At 64.5% G+C, this 15974-nt stretch carries 19 protein-coding genes; 17 read left to right on the top strand and 2 right to left on the bottom strand.

The features are described 5' to 3' along the window. Positions 1–106: 106 nt before the first annotated feature. The 17 genes from AOT87_RS21720 (at position 107) to rplO (ending at position 13722) form a co-directional block, all read left to right on the top strand. The gene (locus tag AOT87_RS21720) at positions 107–1114 is read left to right on the top strand and encodes a cutinase family protein (RefSeq protein ID WP_057967469.1); all 1008 of its coding nucleotides are present in this window, start codon (positions 107–109) and stop codon (positions 1112–1114) included. Positions 1115–1120: 6 nt separating this feature from the next. Then, complete coding sequence (locus AOT87_RS21715; protein ID WP_057967470.1) at positions 1121–2467, top strand: MFS transporter; 1347 nt, start codon at positions 1121–1123, stop codon at positions 2465–2467. Between the two features lie 294 nt (positions 2468–2761). Next, a complete protein-coding gene (gene rplN, locus AOT87_RS21710; protein ID WP_005055680.1) occupies positions 2762–3130 on the top strand; it encodes a 50S ribosomal protein L14 in 369 nt (122 codons plus the stop codon). Then, positions 3131–3448, top strand: a complete 318-nt coding sequence (rplX, locus tag AOT87_RS21705; protein ID WP_030096705.1) for a 50S ribosomal protein L24 — start codon at positions 3131–3133, stop codon at positions 3446–3448. Continuing rightward, entirely contained in the window at positions 3448–4011 is a 564-nt protein-coding gene (gene rplE, locus AOT87_RS21700; RefSeq protein ID WP_030096706.1) for a 50S ribosomal protein L5, read from the top strand. The genes rplX and rplE overlap by 1 nt, the downstream gene beginning before the upstream one ends. Position 4012: 1 nt before the next feature. Beyond that, on the top strand, positions 4013–4198 hold the full coding sequence (locus AOT87_RS21695; RefSeq protein ID WP_005055692.1) for a type Z 30S ribosomal protein S14: 186 nt from the start codon (positions 4013–4015) through the stop codon (positions 4196–4198). Between the two features lie 108 nt (positions 4199–4306). Then, entirely contained in the window at positions 4307–5821 is a 1515-nt protein-coding gene (locus AOT87_RS21690) for a carboxylesterase family protein (protein ID WP_057967518.1), read from the top strand. 48 nt (positions 5822–5869) lie between these two features. After that, a complete protein-coding gene (locus AOT87_RS21685) occupies positions 5870–7885 on the top strand; it encodes an acyltransferase family protein (protein ID WP_057967471.1) in 2016 nt (671 codons plus the stop codon). A 411-nt stretch (positions 7886–8296) separates the two neighbouring features. Further along, on the top strand, positions 8297–8824 hold the full coding sequence (locus AOT87_RS21680) for a hypothetical protein (protein WP_057967519.1): 528 nt from the start codon (positions 8297–8299) through the stop codon (positions 8822–8824). Positions 8825–8881: 57 nt separating this feature from the next. Continuing rightward, a complete protein-coding gene (gene gdhA / locus AOT87_RS21675; protein ID WP_057967472.1) occupies positions 8882–10234 on the top strand; it encodes an NADP-specific glutamate dehydrogenase in 1353 nt (450 codons plus the stop codon). 57 nt (positions 10235–10291) lie between these two features. After that, positions 10292–10783 carry a hypothetical protein gene (locus AOT87_RS21670; protein ID WP_057967473.1) on the top strand — a complete coding sequence of 164 codons (492 nt, stop codon included), beginning with the start codon at positions 10292–10294 and terminating at the stop codon, positions 10781–10783. Between the two features lie 262 nt (positions 10784–11045). Next, positions 11046–11444: a 30S ribosomal protein S8 gene (rpsH, locus tag AOT87_RS21665; protein WP_030096712.1), complete on the top strand. Its 399-nt coding sequence runs from the start codon at positions 11046–11048 to the stop codon at positions 11442–11444. Between the two features lie 15 nt (positions 11445–11459). Further along, complete coding sequence (rplF, locus tag AOT87_RS21660; RefSeq protein WP_030096713.1) at positions 11460–11999, top strand: 50S ribosomal protein L6; 540 nt, start codon at positions 11460–11462, stop codon at positions 11997–11999. Between the two features lie 2 nt (positions 12000–12001). After that, on the top strand, positions 12002–12409 hold the full coding sequence (gene rplR, locus AOT87_RS21655) for a 50S ribosomal protein L18 (protein WP_030096714.1): 408 nt from the start codon (positions 12002–12004) through the stop codon (positions 12407–12409). 28 nt (positions 12410–12437) lie between these two features. Further along, on the top strand, positions 12438–13103 hold the full coding sequence (rpsE, locus tag AOT87_RS21650; RefSeq protein WP_030096715.1) for a 30S ribosomal protein S5: 666 nt from the start codon (positions 12438–12440) through the stop codon (positions 13101–13103). Beyond that, positions 13096–13278, top strand: a complete 183-nt coding sequence (rpmD, locus tag AOT87_RS21645; RefSeq protein ID WP_005055719.1) for a 50S ribosomal protein L30 — start codon at positions 13096–13098, stop codon at positions 13276–13278. The genes rpsE and rpmD overlap by 8 nt, the downstream gene beginning before the upstream one ends. A gap of 3 nt (positions 13279–13281) precedes the next feature. Beyond that, positions 13282–13722, top strand: a complete 441-nt coding sequence (rplO, locus tag AOT87_RS21640) for a 50S ribosomal protein L15 (protein WP_030096716.1) — start codon at positions 13282–13284, stop codon at positions 13720–13722. Positions 13723–13848: 126 nt separating this feature from the next. Here the strand turns inward: rplO and AOT87_RS21635 are convergent, their stop codons facing one another. Continuing rightward, positions 13849–15078 carry a serine hydrolase domain-containing protein gene (locus tag AOT87_RS21635; RefSeq protein WP_057967474.1) on the bottom strand — a complete coding sequence of 410 codons (1230 nt, stop codon included), beginning with the start codon at positions 15076–15078 and terminating at the stop codon, positions 13849–13851. 90 nt (positions 15079–15168) lie between these two features. Next, entirely contained in the window at positions 15169–15972 is an 804-nt protein-coding gene (locus tag AOT87_RS21630) for a hypothetical protein (protein ID WP_057967520.1), read from the bottom strand. Positions 15973–15974: the final 2 nt, after the last annotated feature.

Below are 15974 nucleotides of genomic sequence, written 5' to 3'. Positions count from 1 at the left end.
CGTGCCGTTCGGGCGCGGATCAGGAGTGAGTAAGGGCCCGGTAAGAGTCATTTCGGATGGTGCCAACCTCTGTAAATGTGTGGGCTGACCTGTCTACGCTGGACGAATGAACCGATACGTCAAGCGTGGATCGGTCGGGGTTTCGATATTCGCGGTATCCGCGGCAGCCGCCGCGGTGCTCACCGCACAAACGGAGAGCTCTCCCACCGCCAGAGCGGCGGGCTGTCCGGATGTGGATGTGTCCTTCGCGCGCGGGACCAACGATTCGCCGGGCCTCGGCGATGTCGGCAAGGCCGTCACCGACGAGATCGTCGAGCGGCTCCCGGGCAAGAGTGTCGACATCTATGCGGTCAATTACCCGGCCAGTTTCGATTGGGTCCGTGCCGGCGACGGCGCCAATGACATGAGTTTCCACGTCCAGGAAGTCGCGCGAAACTGCCCGAACACTCAGTTCGTGCTTGGCGGTTTCTCTCAGGGCGCAGCCGTCGTCGATGTGCTGTTCGGCAAGAACGGAACAGGTCTCACCTTCAACAACCCGCTCCCGGCCGACCTCGAAAAGCGCGTCCCCGCAATCGTATTGATCGGGAATCCGAAAAATTGGCAGGTTGCCGGCATGAATCTGGACCTGGAGATCCGGGACGATCTGCGCAGCAAGGTCATCGACATCTGCAACCCCGGTGACGGGATCTGTGATCCGGCAGGCGGCGGACTCGGCCCGCACATGCAGTACAAATCCGACGGATCGGCCGACCGGGCCGCCGATTTCGTCATCGGCCGGCTCAACGCGGTGGCCGCCAGCAGTAGCGCCACGACACCCAGCAGCAGTTCGACGAGCGGCCCGGCGTCGACCTCCAAGAGCGCCAATCCGTTGAGCGCGACGACCTCGCCCGCTGCCACGACGCCATCGCCCACCACATCGGCACCGCAACCCTCATCGTCCACGCCGAAGCCGGTGGCGGCATCGCCGACGCGCAAGGCGCCGGCGTGGATGATGCCGTCGACCGATGGTCCGGCAGCCGACGCTCCCGCCGCGGTGGCGTCGACCAGCAGCATCACCGCGCCCGACCCTGCCCGGCACGGCCCTCCGCCGGGTCCGGCATCCGGTGGTCAGTAAGCCTGCATGACTGTTTCGAGTACCCACACGCCAACTCCATCGGGCCGGGCCGACACTCGCCGCGCCATCTGGAACACCATCAGAGGATCCTCCGGGAATCTCGTCGAGTGGTACGACGTCTACGTCTACACCGTCTTCGCGATGTACTTCGAGAAGCAGTTCTTCGATGAGACCGACGAGAACTCAACGGTCTACGTGTACGCGATCTTCGCGGTCACCTTCATCACGCGGCCCCTGGGGTCGTGGTTCTTCGGCAGGTTCGCCGACCGGCACGGCCGCCGTGCCGCGCTGACCATCAGCGTCTCGCTGATGGCGGCGTGCTCCATGGTGATCGCCCTGGTGCCTTCGCGTACCAGCATCGGAATGGCCGCACCGATCGTGCTGATCCTGTGCAGGCTCGTCCAGGGCTTCGCGACGGGAGGCGAGTACGGCACCTCAGCCACCTACATGTCCGAGGCGGCCACCCGCGAACGGCGCGGGTTCTTCTCGTCGTTCCAATACGTGACATTGGTCGGCGGCCATGTGCTTGCCCAGTTCACGCTGCTGATCATCCTGACCGTCTTCGACAAGGATCAGGTTCACGAATTCGGTTGGCGCATAGCCTTTGCCGTAGGAGGTGTGGCCGCGATCGTCGTGTACTGGCTGCGGCGCACCATGGACGAATCGCTCAGCGAGGAGCAGCTCGCGGCCATCAAGGCCGGTGCCGACACCAGCTCCGGGTCGATGCGCGAGCTGCTCACCCGGTACTGGAAACCGCTGCTGCTGTGCTTCCTCATCACCATGGGCGGCACTCTCGCGTTCTACACGTACAGCGTCAACGCACCGGCAATCGTCAAGACCGCCTATAAGGACCAGGCCATGACTGCCACCTGGATCAATCTGGCGGGGCTGATCTTCCTCATGCTGCTGCAACCCATCGGCGGACTCATCAGCGACAAGGTGGGCCGCAAGCCGCTGCTGCTGTGGTTCGGCTTTGGGGGAGTGGTCTACACGTATGTCCTCATCACGTATCTGCCGCAGACGCGGTCGCCGATCGCATCGTTTCTGTTGGTGGCCGGGGCTTACGTCATCCTGACCGGATACACCTCGATCAATGCGCTGGTGAAATCCGAGCTTTTTCCGTCTCATGTGCGCGCGCTCGGGGTAGGGGTCGGCTATGCGCTGGCGAATTCGGTGTTCGGCGGGACAGCGCCACTGATCTATCAGGCGCTCAAGGAGCACGGTCAGGTGCCGCTGTTCATCGCCTACGTCACGGTGTGCATCGCGATATCGCTGGTGGTGTACCTGGTCTTCCTGAAGAACAAGGGCGATACCTATCTGGACCGCGAGCAGGGCTCGGCATTCAATCGGTAGCACCCCGTCGAGACCGAGGTTGTGGCGAGAATGTGCGAGACGAATCCGCCAGAACCAAGGTTTCGGAGAGGGGAGTCGGGGAGGGGAGCGGGTGCGGTGGCTCGGATTTGTATCCGACCTGCGGGTTCACCTACACTAGGGCGGTTGTCTTGTGGGTGCTTGGCGCCCTGGGGCAGGTAGGCATTCCCACCAGGTGAAAACCCGGGGATGGCGCGCGCCCTGAAGACAACATGACCGCGTGTGTCGGGTCGGAATCCGGCACACATCCACTTCCAGGTCACGTAGGAGAGACCAGTGATTCAGCAGGAGTCACGGCTGAAGGTCGCCGACAACACCGGTGCCAAGGAAATCTTGTGCATCCGCGTGCTCGGTGGCTCGTCGCGACGCTATGCCGGGATCGGGGACATCATTGTGGCGACCGTCAAGGACGCCATCCCCGGAGGCACCGTCAAGCGTGGTGACGTCGTCAAGGCCGTCGTAGTCCGTACCGTCAAAGAGCGTCGCCGCCCGGATGGCAGCTACATCAAGTTCGATGAGAACGCCGCCGTCATCATCAAGGCCGACAATGACCCGCGTGGTACCCGCATCTTCGGGCCCGTCGGTCGCGAGCTTCGCGACAAGAAGTTCATGAAGATCGTTTCGCTCGCCCCGGAGGTGCTGTAAATGAAGGTGCACAAGGGCGACACCGTTCTCGTCATCGCAGGCAAGGACAAGGGCGCCAAGGGCAAGGTCATCGCGGCCTACCCGGAGCGCAACCGTGTCCTCGTCGAGGGCGTGAACCGTATCAAGAAGCACACCGCACAGTCGGCAAATGAGCGTGGCGCGCAGTCCGGTGGGATTGTCACCCAGGAGGCCGCCATCCACGTGTCGAACGTGATGGTGATCGACTCCGACGGCAAGCCCACTCGTATCGGCTACCGCATCGACGAAGAGACCGGCAAGAAGGTCCGCATCTCCCGCCGCAACGGGAAGGACATCTGATGACCACTACCGAAAACGCACAGCCCCGTCTGAAGACTCGCTACCGCGAAGAGATCAAGACCGCGCTGAACGACGAGTTCAAGTACGCCAATGTGATGCAGATCCCGGGCGTCGTGAAGGTTGTCGTCAACATGGGTGTCGGCGACGCTGCGCGTGACGCCAAGCTCATCAACGGCGCCGTCACCGACCTGGCCGCGATCACCGGCCAGAAGCCGGAGATCCGCAAGGCTCGCAAGTCCATCGCACAGTTCAAGCTGCGTGAAGGCATGCCGATCGGTGCCCGCGTCACGCTGCGCGGCGACCGCATGTGGGAGTTCCTGGACCGTCTCGTGTCCATCGCACTGCCGCGTATCCGCGACTTCCGCGGTCTGTCGCCCAAGCAGTTCGACGGCAAGGGCAACTACACCTTCGGTCTCACCGAGCAGTCGATGTTCCACGAGATCGACGTGGACTCCATCGACCGCCCGCGGGGCATGGACATCACCGTCGTCACCTCGGCGACCAACGACGACGAGGGACGGGCCCTGCTGCGCCAGCTCGGCTTCCCCTTCAAGGAGAACTGATATGGCAAAGAAGGCTCTGGTCAACAAGGCCGCCAAGAAGCCCAAGTTCGCCGTGCGCGCGTACACCCGGTGCAACCGGTGTGGCCGTCCGCATGCCGTGTTCCGCAAGTTCGGCCTGTGCCGAATCTGCCTGCGGGAGATGGCACACGCCGGCGAGCTGCCAGGCATTCACAAGAGCAGCTGGTAAGCCACTGATCAATAGGCCGGGACTCATCGAGTCCCGGCCTATTGTCGTCTCTCCAGCGGTCCGGACCTTCAGGCCATTACGCTTGCGCCCGTGCCCGAGAAGCGAGACATGACGCGGTTGCTATTGGCTGTGCTGATGCTCCTGGCAGCCGTCGTGGCATGCAGTCCCACCACAGCCGCGGACCCGACGATCGTCAACACCCGTGCAGGCGCGGTGCGCGGCCACATCGACGACGAGGTGCGTGTCTTCACCGCTATTCCATACGCGGCGCCGCCGGTCGGCCCGCGACGGTTCACCGAGCCAGAACCCGTCGAGCCGTGGTCGGACACCCGCGATGCGACGGGCCCGGGCGTCGAATGCCCGCAGCCTGGGGCCGAGAGCGATCTGACCCAGAGCGAGGACTGCCTGGTCCTCAACGTCACGATGCCGCGCCACACCCAGGGGAAGGTGCCGGTGCTGGTGTGGATTCACGGCGGTGCCTTCATCGCCGGTAACGGTGTCGGCTACAACGCGCGAAAACTGGCCGCCCAGGGCGGGATTGCCGTCGTCACCATCAATTACCGGCTGGGGACGCTGGGATTCCTGGCCGCACCGGGCTTGTCCGAGGTGATCGGCAACTACGGATTGCTGGATCAGGAGGCGGCGCTGCGCTGGGTGCGTGACAACATCGCCGCGTTCGGTGGTGATCCCGGTCAGGTAACCATCGGTGGCCAATCGGCGGGCGGCGTATCGGTGTGCGATCTGATGGTGGCGCCGAAGGCCTTCGGGCTGTTCCGGTCGGTCATCATGGAGAGTGCCCCGTGCCAGGCGCAAGCCCCCGTCTCGTCCGCCGTCCGTGACAGCATCGCCTATGCGGCCGAGGTGGGTTGCCCGGCCGGGCCCGGTGCTGCCGGGTGCTTGCGCGCGTTATCGGTTGATGCGCTGCGGGATTCGCCACAGTTCACCGGCATCGGACTGCCGGTGAGCCCGGTGACCGGGACACCGGAGCTTCCCGCGCCGCCACTGGACGCGTTCACCAGCGGCCTGTCGTCTCCCGTCCCCGTCCTCATCGGCAGTAACGCCAACGAGGCGACGGTGTTCGAGGCCCAGCAGTATCAGCACAAGCCCGTGCCCGGCGCCGAGGAGTATCAACGTGCGCTGGAAAGCAAGTACGCGGACCGCGCCACCGAACTCGGACGGCGATATCCCTTGTCTGCCTACGGCGGGAACGTACTCGCCGCGCTGGCGGCGATCGACACCGACAACAGCTACGCGTGCCCGACCCTCGATATGGCCGAGGCCCTGGTCAGGAAGGCGCCGGTGTACGCCTACGAATTCGCTGACCCCGCCGCACCGGTAGAGCAGCAGTATCAAGGCGCGCCGTTGCCGTTGGGCGCCTCGCACGGTTCGGAATTGGGTTACCTGTTCGATCTGTCCAGATCGTTGAGTCAGGAATCGGCGGCCCTGTCCACGCAGATGATCACCTACTGGGCACAGTTCGTGAAGACCGGGAATCCCAACGGCAGCGGTCAGCCGGAATGGCCCAAATATGTGCCTGGAGGTGCGTTCTTGCGTCTGGCGCCACCGGCACCCAAGCCGATGGCGGGCTTCGCCGACAGCCATCAGTGCGGGTACTGGCGGTAGCCGCCGCTGCAGGCCGATCTGGGAACGCTCGTCATCTAGACTCAGCCGGTGGTTGACCGCCGGCGAGATATCCAAGGTTTGCGGGCGGTAGCCGTTCTGCTGGTGGTCGCCTATCACAGCGGTCTGCCGATTCCCGGGGGATTCATCGGCGTCGATGTCTTCTTCGTCATCTCCGGATTTGTGATCACCCGTCTGTTGCTGCGCGAGACCGACCGGACGGGCCACATCGATCTGCGTCGCTTCTATGCGCGCCGGGTACGCCGTCTGCTGCCCGCGCTCGCCCTGTTGATCGTCGTGGTGCTGCCGATCGCCGCAGTCATCCAAAGTCCGCTGGGGTCAATGCAGGTCGCGGCACGAACCGCCGCCGCCGCAGCCCTATTCGTCTCGAACGCGGTGCTTTTCCTGGAGCCCTCTGGATACTTCGCGGCGCCGGCGGCGATGAATCCGTTCCTGCACACCTGGTCGCTGGCGGTCGAGGAGCAGTTCTATCTCATCTTCCCGGCCACGATGGCGTTGGCCGCCTACGTGGCGGCCCGTCGGCGGGCAAGTCGCTTGGTTGTCACCTTCTCACTGCTTCTGGCGCTGTCGGTGGCATCGCTGCTGCTCGCGGTCTACCTGACGGCCAGCGATGGTCTCCCGTTCCATGCGCACAATGCGGCCTTCTCGTTCTACAGCTCGCCTACGCGCGCATGGGAGTTCGGGGTTGGTGCGCTGATCGCCTTGGGGGAGAGCCGGATACGCCGATGGGATACCCGAGTCGCGTTACCGCTAGCGGCGCTCGGCGCGGCCGGCGTCACCTGGGGCGCCGTTGCGATATCCCCGGCAGACCCCTTTCCGGGAATTAATGCGCTGGTCCCGGTGCTGGGCGCGGGCCTGCTGATCATCGCTGGGACCGTACCGTCGCGCCAGCCTGTCGGCTGGTCGCTGTCGTCGGCGCCGATGCAATGGATCGGGGATCTGTCCTACAGCTGGTACCTGTGGCACTGGCCGCTCATCGTTTTCGCCAACAATCTGCTCGGCGCCGAGCACCGATGGCTAGTGCCCTGCGTGGGCGTGCTCTCGTTGCTTCCGGCCTGGTTGTCCAAACGGTATGTCGAGGACCCGATCCGGACGGGACGGAAACTGGCCGATCTTCGCGCGCCGCGACTCGCGGCGGCGTCGGTCGGCGTGGCGGTCTTCGTTTCGGCTGTGACATTCGGTGCCGCGCAGATAGCCACACCGGAGATTCGCGACGCGCGTGCGCAGCGGGCAGCCCATCTGGATGTCGGCAGAGGGTGCGTCGGCAACATGCCGGATGCCGAAAAGACCCGTCTGGACTGTCTGTGGCCCCAAGGCGCGGATGTCGATTCGCGGTCGGTCGTCCTCGTCGGCGATTCCAATGCCGGACAGTTCGCCGAGGCGCTCGTCCCGGCGGCGACGCAGCAAAACCGGTCGATGCTTCTCGCGACAAACGCCGCCTGCCCTTTCGTGGAGCTCGTGCTGGATCCGTCGCCGCCCGGCTGCACCGACTTCGTACAGCGTTGGACGAGTGCGTTGGCAGACGTCCAGCCGGGCCTCGTGGTGATCGCTTCCGCCTCCAGTGACTACTTCCTGGCCGATCAACATGTGCGGTTCCGGCTTCCAGATACGCAGGAATGGATCACTGATGACGCCGGTAAGGGCCGGTTGTGGCAGCTGGGCATGGCCACGGTGTTGCAGAAGCTATCGGAGGCGCGTGTTCCCGTCGTGGTGGTGCGTACCTTGCCGCACTTCGTGAACTGGGATCTGTACAAGTGCCCGGGGTACGAGGTCTGGCTGTCGCCCTCCCGGTGCGGTCGCTCCGAGGCGCTGGCAGAAGTTCAGCGCCGGCAGAACACGGCCTCGGCTGCCGAGCAGCGTGCCGCCCAGGGGCTCGTCGGGGTGTCCACCATCGACCTGGGGCCGGTGGTCTGTCCTGATGGCGTATGTCGCACCAACATCGATTCTCGGTGGGTGGCGCGCGACGGCGGACACATCACCGTGGGCGAAGCTCAACGGCTGCAGCCGGAATTCGCGCGTCTCATCGCTGAACGCGCCCGCCCGTGAGTCGACACGCGCGCCGTCACCGGTGGTGTCCCGGCACACCTTCGGCGGCTCGTCCGATTCTGACTCAGCAACCTTCGCCGCTGTGCCAGCGAGTTCCGGTGAACCGGCGCTCGCGCCTCTGTCGAATGCGGCCCGGGTAGTCGGACACTTTGCTATCGATTCAGCGCCTGGTGTGTGTCAGCAGGCCAGGAACGTTGCGGGGCTGTGGCCTGTGCTGGAGTTCTCTGCGCAGTGTTGCGCATCTCGCAACGAATGGCTGAGTTAGCGGCGGCGGTCCAGCTGGTATACCTTTGTGAGGCCACATTGCTGATAGTCCGGCAGTGGCTCGACAAACTCGCTGATCTGGAGGGTTGGTTAGCGAGAGGGGTCGAAGAAATCATGTCTGAGCAAATATGACGAATGGACACACCGATGCAGGTCTCGCAGGGTCGACGAGAAATCAGCAAGGCGCGGTTGCGCACCACCGGCGTCGCGGCGCTCGCAGCGCTGGCGCTTGTGGTGCTTCCCGGTGTGGCCAGCGCGGATCCCGGGGTGCTGCAGTCCACTGATCAGCTGGGGCTGCGCTTCGAGACGAGCAGCACACCTCAGCCCGAAGGGGCAACCACCACCGTCACAGTGCGTGCTGCGGATGGGAAGGTCGTGCAGACGATCTCCGAGCCCTTCAAGGGCTTCCTCGGCAACGCCGATGTCGAGCTGCTCGACATCGACCAGGACGGGCGTGACGATCTGCTGGTTCAGGTGGATGCGCGCGTCAAGGACGGAAAATGGGCGATCTGGCACGCGGTCGGCACCAACCCCAAGTTGTCGCGTGTCGGAGTGGTCGACGGGCATCCCGAGGCTGCCGGACCGGGCCTGATCAGGACGCAGACCGAACAGGGCACGTTCTTCTACACGATCAAGGGCAACGCACTGGCCACCGCGCCCGCACCTGCGGCCTAGCCTCGCGGTCTTATGCCGCTTGGTTAGCCAAATGCGCTGTGGTGCACTCTATTAGGTATGCCTGAGGCTCTGCACCCCGTCTTCCAGCCGCGTTTCCAGACCGTCCTCGCACGTAACCCGGGGGAGGCGGAATTTCAGCAGGCTGTCTACGAGGTGATGGCCAGTCTTACCCCGTTGGTCGGCAAGACGCCGGACTATGACCGCTGGTCGATCCTGGAACGCATCTGCGAACCCGAGCGGCAGATCATCTTTCGGGTCCCATGGATCAGGGACGACGGTGCTGTCGAGATCAACCGCGGCTATCGGGTGGAGTTCAACTCCGCGCTGGGCCCGTACAAGGGCGGTCTGCGTTTTCATCCGAGCGTGAACCTGTCGATCGTCAAATTCCTCGGCTTCGAGCAGATGTTCAAGAACGCGCTCACCGGCCTCCCGATCGGCGGCGGCAAGGGCGGATCCGATTTCGATCCCAAGGGGCGTTCCGACGCCGAGATCATGCGCTTCTGTCAGTCCTTCATGACCGAGCTGTACCGGCACATCGGCGAATACACGGACGTGCCTGCCGGTGATATCGGCGTGGGTCAGCGTGAGATCGGGTATCTGTTCGGGCAGTACAAGCGCATCACCAATCGCTACGAATCGGGCGTGCTGACCGGTAAGGGGCTGCCCTGGGGCGGATCTCAGGTGCGTACCGAGGCCACCGGTTACGGCGTCGTACTTTTCGCGCAGGAGATGCTCGCGATGCGTGCGCAATCTCTGGCCGACAAGACGGTCGTGGTGTCCGGCGCGGGGAACGTCGCGATCTATGCCGTCGAGAAGGCCCAGCAGCTGGGCGCGAAGGTCGTCGCCTGTTCCGACAGCGACGGCTACCTTGTCGACGAACGCGGCCTGAATCTCGAACTGCTCAAGGAGATCAAAGAGGTCCGGCGGGGCCGGCTCTCCGAGTACGTCCAGGAGCGCGGTGGCGGAGCGCGTCAGGTCACCGACGGCACGATCTGGGAGGTGCCCTGCCAGGTCGCGCTGCCGTGCGCCACGCAGAACGAGCTCGACGGCAAGGACGCCCGCAGGCTCATCGAGAACGGCGTGCAGCTGGTTGCCGAGGGTGCCAACATGCCGTGCACTCCCGAGGCGGTGAAGTACTTCCAGGACGCGGCGGTGCTGTACGCCCCCGGCAAGGCCTCGAACGCCGGCGGGGTGGCGACGAGTGCACTGGAAATGCAGCAGAACGCCAGCCGTGACTCGTGGTCGTTCGAGCAGACTGAAAGCCGCCTGCAGTCGATCATGCGGTCCATCCACAGCACCTGCGTGGAAACGGCGGATCACTACGGCGACCCCGGAAACTATGTGACAGGCGCCAACCTCGCCGGATACACCCGCGTCGCCGATGCGATGGTGGCCCTGGGCGTCATCTGAGAAACCGTGTTCGGCGGTTCGGCCCCGGCCGTGCATGTGCTGTGTTATCAGTGACATATGCGCAGGTACAGCGTGCTGGCGCTCGCGGTCGTTACGGCATTGGGCGGTGCCGCGGTGGCGCATGCCGACCGGCCCGAGCCGGTGCCGCTGTACGGCACTTACGACACCTACCTGGACCATTCGCGGCAGACATTCGAGGGCAGGCCCGATGCCTCGGAGCCCTCGACCCAGGCTGCGAGCTTCACCACCACCTGCGGCGCGCAGGGCTGTGTCGCGCATTGGGTGCGGCTGGCCGAGCTTGCCGACAATCCCGATGCGCCCGCACTGTTCGACTACCGGTGGAATGACGATCGATGGGAATCGGCCTCGGACTATCCGTTCCACTGCGGCGATGGCGGCGCGGTGATCGCGGCCCGGTCCGACTTCCTGGTCCCGAACGGCGATGGCAGCTTTTCGGGCGAGCGCACGTTCACCGTGGGGGAGCCGGGATGCCCCGACGACGGACCGGGCACCTACTGGCTGCCGTTCACGCTGACACCGACCGGCTGACCTGCCGCCGTCGATTTGGTCGGTACGTCCAGGTCACCTACACTTGACCGGTTGCCTGGGCTGTGTTTCGCCTATGGCCGGTCGGTATGTGCTTTCAGACGCCATGGATCGCACTATCGATGCACGACCCCTGACCGAACCCGGTCAGATACGGAAGATCACTTCGCAGTAGGCCCACCACGGGATGTACCAGGCCCTTTACGGGAACCAGTACGAGCGTGCTGTATGGGAACCGCGGCGAGAAAGGTTGATGGACTCTGTCATGACTATGACTGATCCGATCGCAGACTTTCTGACACGTCTGCGCAATGCCAACTCGGCATACCACGATGAGGTGACCCTTCCGCACTCGAAGATCAAGGCCAACATCGCCGAGATCCTCAAGCGCGAGGGCTACATCACCGATTACCGCACCGAGGACGCCCGCGTGGGCAAGAGCCTGGTTGTCTCGCTCAAGTACGGCCCCAGCCGTGAGCGCAGCATCGCCGGACTGCGCCGCGTGTCGAAGCCCGGTCTGCGTGTGTACGCAAAATCCACCAATCTGCCCAAGGTTCTCGGTGGCCTCGGCGTGGCGATCATCTCCACGTCCACTGGTCTGCTCACCGACCGCCAGGCGGCCCGACAGGGCGTGGGCGGCGAAGTCCTCGCGTACGTCTGGTAGGGGAGGACTAAAAACATGTCGCGTATTGGAAAGCAGCCAGTGCTGGTTCCCGCCGGAGTGGACGTCAACATCGACGGCCAGAACATCTCCGTCAAGGGTTCCAAGGGCACTCTGGAACTGACAGTGAGCGAGCCGATTGCGGTCTCGCGCAACGACGATGGCGCCATCGTGGTGACCCGTCCCGATGACGAGCGGCGCAACCGCTCGCTGCACGGGTTGTCCCGCACCCTGATCGCCAACCTGGTGACCGGTGTGACACAGGGTTACACCACCAAGATGGAGATCTTCGGCGTGGGTTACCGCGTCGTCGCCAAGGGATCGAACCTGGAGTTCGCGCTCGGTTACAGCCACCCGGTGCTGATCGAGGCGCCTGAGGGCATCACGTTCGCGGTCGAGACCCCCACCAAGTTCTCGGTCAGCGGAATCGACAAGCAGAAGGTTGGCCAGATCTCGGCCAACATCCGCCGCCTGCGTCGCCCCGACCCCTACAAGGGCAAGGGCATTCGCTACGAGGGTGAGCAGATCCGCCGCAAGGTCGGAAAGACAGGTAAGTGACCATGGCTCAAACGAAGACAGAAGCGAAGCAGCACGAGCCCGTCGGCAAGAGTGTCTCGGAGGTGCGCCGCACCTCGCGTCTGCGCCGCCACGCACGTCTGCGCAAGAAGGTGTCCGGCACGGACGCACGGCCGCGTCTGGTCGTCAACCGTTCGGCCCGCCACATCCACGTGCAGCTGGTCAACGATCTCACCGGCACCACCCTGGCGGCGGCCTCGTCCATCGAGCCCGACGTGCAGGCAGTGGACGGCGACAAGAAGGCGCGCAGTGCTCGGGTCGGTCAGCTGATCGCCGAGCGTGCGAAGGCTGCCGGCGTGGACACCGTGGTGTTCGACCGCGGTGGCTACACCTACGGTGGCCGGATCGCCGCACTCGCCGACGCCGCCCGCGAGAACGGGTTGGTGTTCTGATGTTCGTGACTTTCAACGGAAGGAATGCATGATGGCGCAGCGCAATTCGGGCGCTCCCGACAATGCGGGCGGCGCCAACGAGGGTCGCGACGGCGGCCGTGGACGCCGTGACAACCGCGACGACCGTCGTGGTGGGCGTGACAACGCCGAGAAGAGCAACTACCTGGAGCGCGTGGTCACCATCAACCGCGTCTCCAAGGTCGTCAAGGGTGGTCGCCGGTTCAGCTTCACCGCACTGGTGATCGTCGGAGACGGCAACGGTCTGGTGGGCGTCGGCTACGGCAAGGCCAAGGAAGTTCCGGCCGCCATCGCCAAGGGTGTGGACGAGGCTCGCAAGAACTTCTTCCGCGTTCCGCTCATCGGTGGCACCATCGTCCACCCGGTTCAGGGCGAGGATTCCGCCGGTGTCGTCATGCTGCGTCCGGCCTCGGCCGGTACCGGTGTGATCGCCGGTGGCGCTGCCCGCGCGGTGCTTGAATGCGCCGGCGTGCACGACATCCTGGCCAAGTCGCTGGGTAGCGACAACGCCATCAACGTGGTCCACGCAACCGTCGCGGCGCTCAAGCAGCTGCAGCGCCCCGAAGAGGTTGCGGCCCGGCGTGGTCTGCCCATCGAGGACGTGGCGCCGGCCGGCATGCTCCGGGCCCGCGCCGAGTTCGCAGCTGCGGCAGCACAGGGAGGCAGCCATGGCTGACGTGAAGATCACCCAGGTGCGCAGCACCATCGGAGCCCGATGGAAGCAGCGCGAAAGTCTGAAGACACTGGGTCTGCGCAAGATTCGCCAGACCGTTGTCCGTGAGGACAACGCGCAGACCCGCGGCCTGCTCCAGGTGGTTCGCCACCTGGTCACCGTCGAGGATGTGAAGTAAGCAATGACCATCAAACTGCATCACCTACGCCCGGCCCCGGGCTCCAAGACCGAGCGCACCCGCGTCGGCCGTGGTGAGGGGTCCAAGGGTAAGACCGCGGGTCGCGGTACCAAGGGCACCAAGGCACGTAAGAACGTGCCGGTGACCTTCGAGGGTGGGCAGATGCCCATCCACATGCGGCTCCCGAAGCTCAAGGGCTTCAAGAACCGCTTCCGCACCGAATACCAGGTGGTGAACGTGGCCGACATCGAGCGGCTGTTCCCCGAGGGTGGCGACGTCACCATCGAGGCCCTGGTTGCCAAGGGTGCGGTGCGCAAGAACGAGCTGGTGAAGGTGCTCGGCAACGGAGACCTCAAGGTCAAGGTGTCGGTGACTGCCAACAAGTTCAGCGACTCGGCTCGCGAGAAGATCACCGCCGCAGGCGGATCGGTCAACGAGGCCTAGTAACCGCTTTCCAGAAAGGGCGTCCACCTTCGGGTGGGCGCCCTTTCTGTTTCGCCGAGCGCGTACCAGGAGCAGAGCTATCGCGGGAACTGCCTGCGTGCGGTATGCGCTCGGTGAAGCAGAGGCTTATATCTGCGGACGTGTGCCCAGCACATCCCGAAACAGTGCCTGACGTAGCGCCAGTTCGCGGGGATCGCTGAACAGGTGAAAGCCCAATCGGTTCATCACGTAGGCGAATCCGATACCGGTGTCGGGGTCGGCAAAGCCGAACGATCCACCGAGCCCGGGGGTTCCGAATGCCTTCCCGGACGACCCAAAGACGCAGTCCCGAAACGGTTTGCAATACCCCAGTGAGAATACCGAGTCGACATGCAGCACCTTGTCGCGAATGCCTCCGCTAGGAGGGACGGCGGGCTCTGTCACCGTTTCGAGAGTGGCCGGTGTCAGACCGAGTTCGGCCCCGCCGGTTGCCGCGCAACCATATGCGCGAGCCACCGAGCGGGCCGAGCCGATTCCGTTGGCGGCGGGCATCTCCACGGTGCGCACCTTCTCTTGGTTGAAGTCGGTCATCGCATCGATATCGTTGGGCAGGTTGGCACTTCGGCCGGTGAGGCCGCGAGGATTCAGAAGTCCCAGTACAAATCGGGGCGGCATGGTGTTGAGGTGCAGCAGTGCTTCGTGCCGCTTCCAGCCATGTAGTTCGGCCACTCGGCCGCGGTCCACCGAGGCGGGCAATCCGATGTGCAGATCCAGGCTCAGCGGAGCGGCGATCTCGTCGGCGAAGAAGCGTCCTATGGTGCGGCCGGCAGGGTCGGTGCGACGGATGAGCTCGGATTCGTACCACCCCAGGGTGAGTGCGTGGTAGCCATGTCGGGTGCCCGGCGTCCATGCTGGTTTTTGGGCGGCAAGCACCGCGGAGACCTTGGTCGGGTCGGTCAGGTCTGCCAGCTTCAGCGGCGCGTCGAGTGCGGGCAACCCGGCCTGGTGGGACAGCAGTTGACGCACCGTGACATTGGCTTTCCCGGCCTGCGCGAACTCGGGCCAGTAGTCCGCGACCTTTGCGTCGTAGTCGAGCAGCCCGCGCGATGCGGCGACGGAGACAGCAAGGGATGCAACACCTTTGGTGGTGGAAAACATGTTGACTATGGTGTCTTCACGCCACGGGTCCTTGGTGAGGCCGTTGCGGTAACCACCCCATAGGTCGACGACCTTCACACCGTCGCGGTATACGGAGAAGGCGGCACCGATTTCGTCTCCGCGCGCGAAGTTGGCGCGGAATGCATCGGCGATCTTGCCGTACCCTTCATCGGCATCGCCGCCGATCAGAGCGGGTGACACCGTCATCTTGAGCGTCATTCGACAGTCATACCATCGGGCACGCGGGCCGGACGGTGATTCAGTCGTCTAGGTCAGGATCATCTCCGCACCCGCGTTGGCTACGTGCGGTTAGCGTTTCCGGTAGATGTCGGCGACCCAGGCCTGTTTGCAGAATCGGTCCTGGGCGGCGGGCGGGTCCACGCCCGCGTCCGTCAGGGCCTGATTGGTCTTCTCGGCTTGCCCCGGGGGAACGTCGTCGTAGTTGAAGGAACACAGCGTGTTTCCGTTGGTGTACCAGGTGCGGGCGGGATCGGGTGGATCCGGCCAGTCCGCTGCCTGTACGAAGAGCGAGCCGAGTCCCACGACCTTGTCGTTGACGAACCGGTAGAGGGTAATCCTGCCCGATCCAGCCCCGGTGCTGGCGTAGAACGCGGTGAAGTGTTCATCGGTAGTCCGGAAGTCCGGATAGCCGATCACCTGTCCCGCTTGGGCGAACTTCCCCGAATCCTTGTTGGCCCGCCACACATTCAGGACATCGCCATCGGAGCCGACGGTGTCCACCACGATCAGCTCATCGCGGCCGTCGCGATCCAGGTCGGCGAGGAACGGGGGAGTTCGTTCCGGTTTGTTGACGGGAACGGTAAAGGTCTGTCGCTCAGTTCCGTTGGGCTCGTAGACCTTGACGGTGATCGGTGGCGTGCCCAGCACCTCGAATGTCAGCTTCGCCGAATCCTTGGACCGCAGCACGCAGTCCAGCGCCGGGTCTGGGTCGGGTTCGACGGCCTGTGGCTTGATCGACGAGCACAGCGGTAGAGCGTCGAGCCGACTCGGCGCCGAGCTCGTCGGTGTTCCGGAGTGGTGGATGCCGCCATGTGTGCATGCCGCGAGCGTCAATCCTGCGCCGAGAAGTACGGTGGCGTGCCACTTTGTCATGC

Source organism: Mycobacteroides sp. H003, from assembly GCF_001440135.1.
Classification (GTDB): domain Bacteria; phylum Actinomycetota; class Actinomycetes; order Mycobacteriales; family Mycobacteriaceae; genus Mycobacterium; species Mycobacterium gwanakae.
The sequence above is the reverse complement of the archived record's forward strand: the minus strand, read 5'-3'. Positions and strand labels throughout refer to the sequence as shown.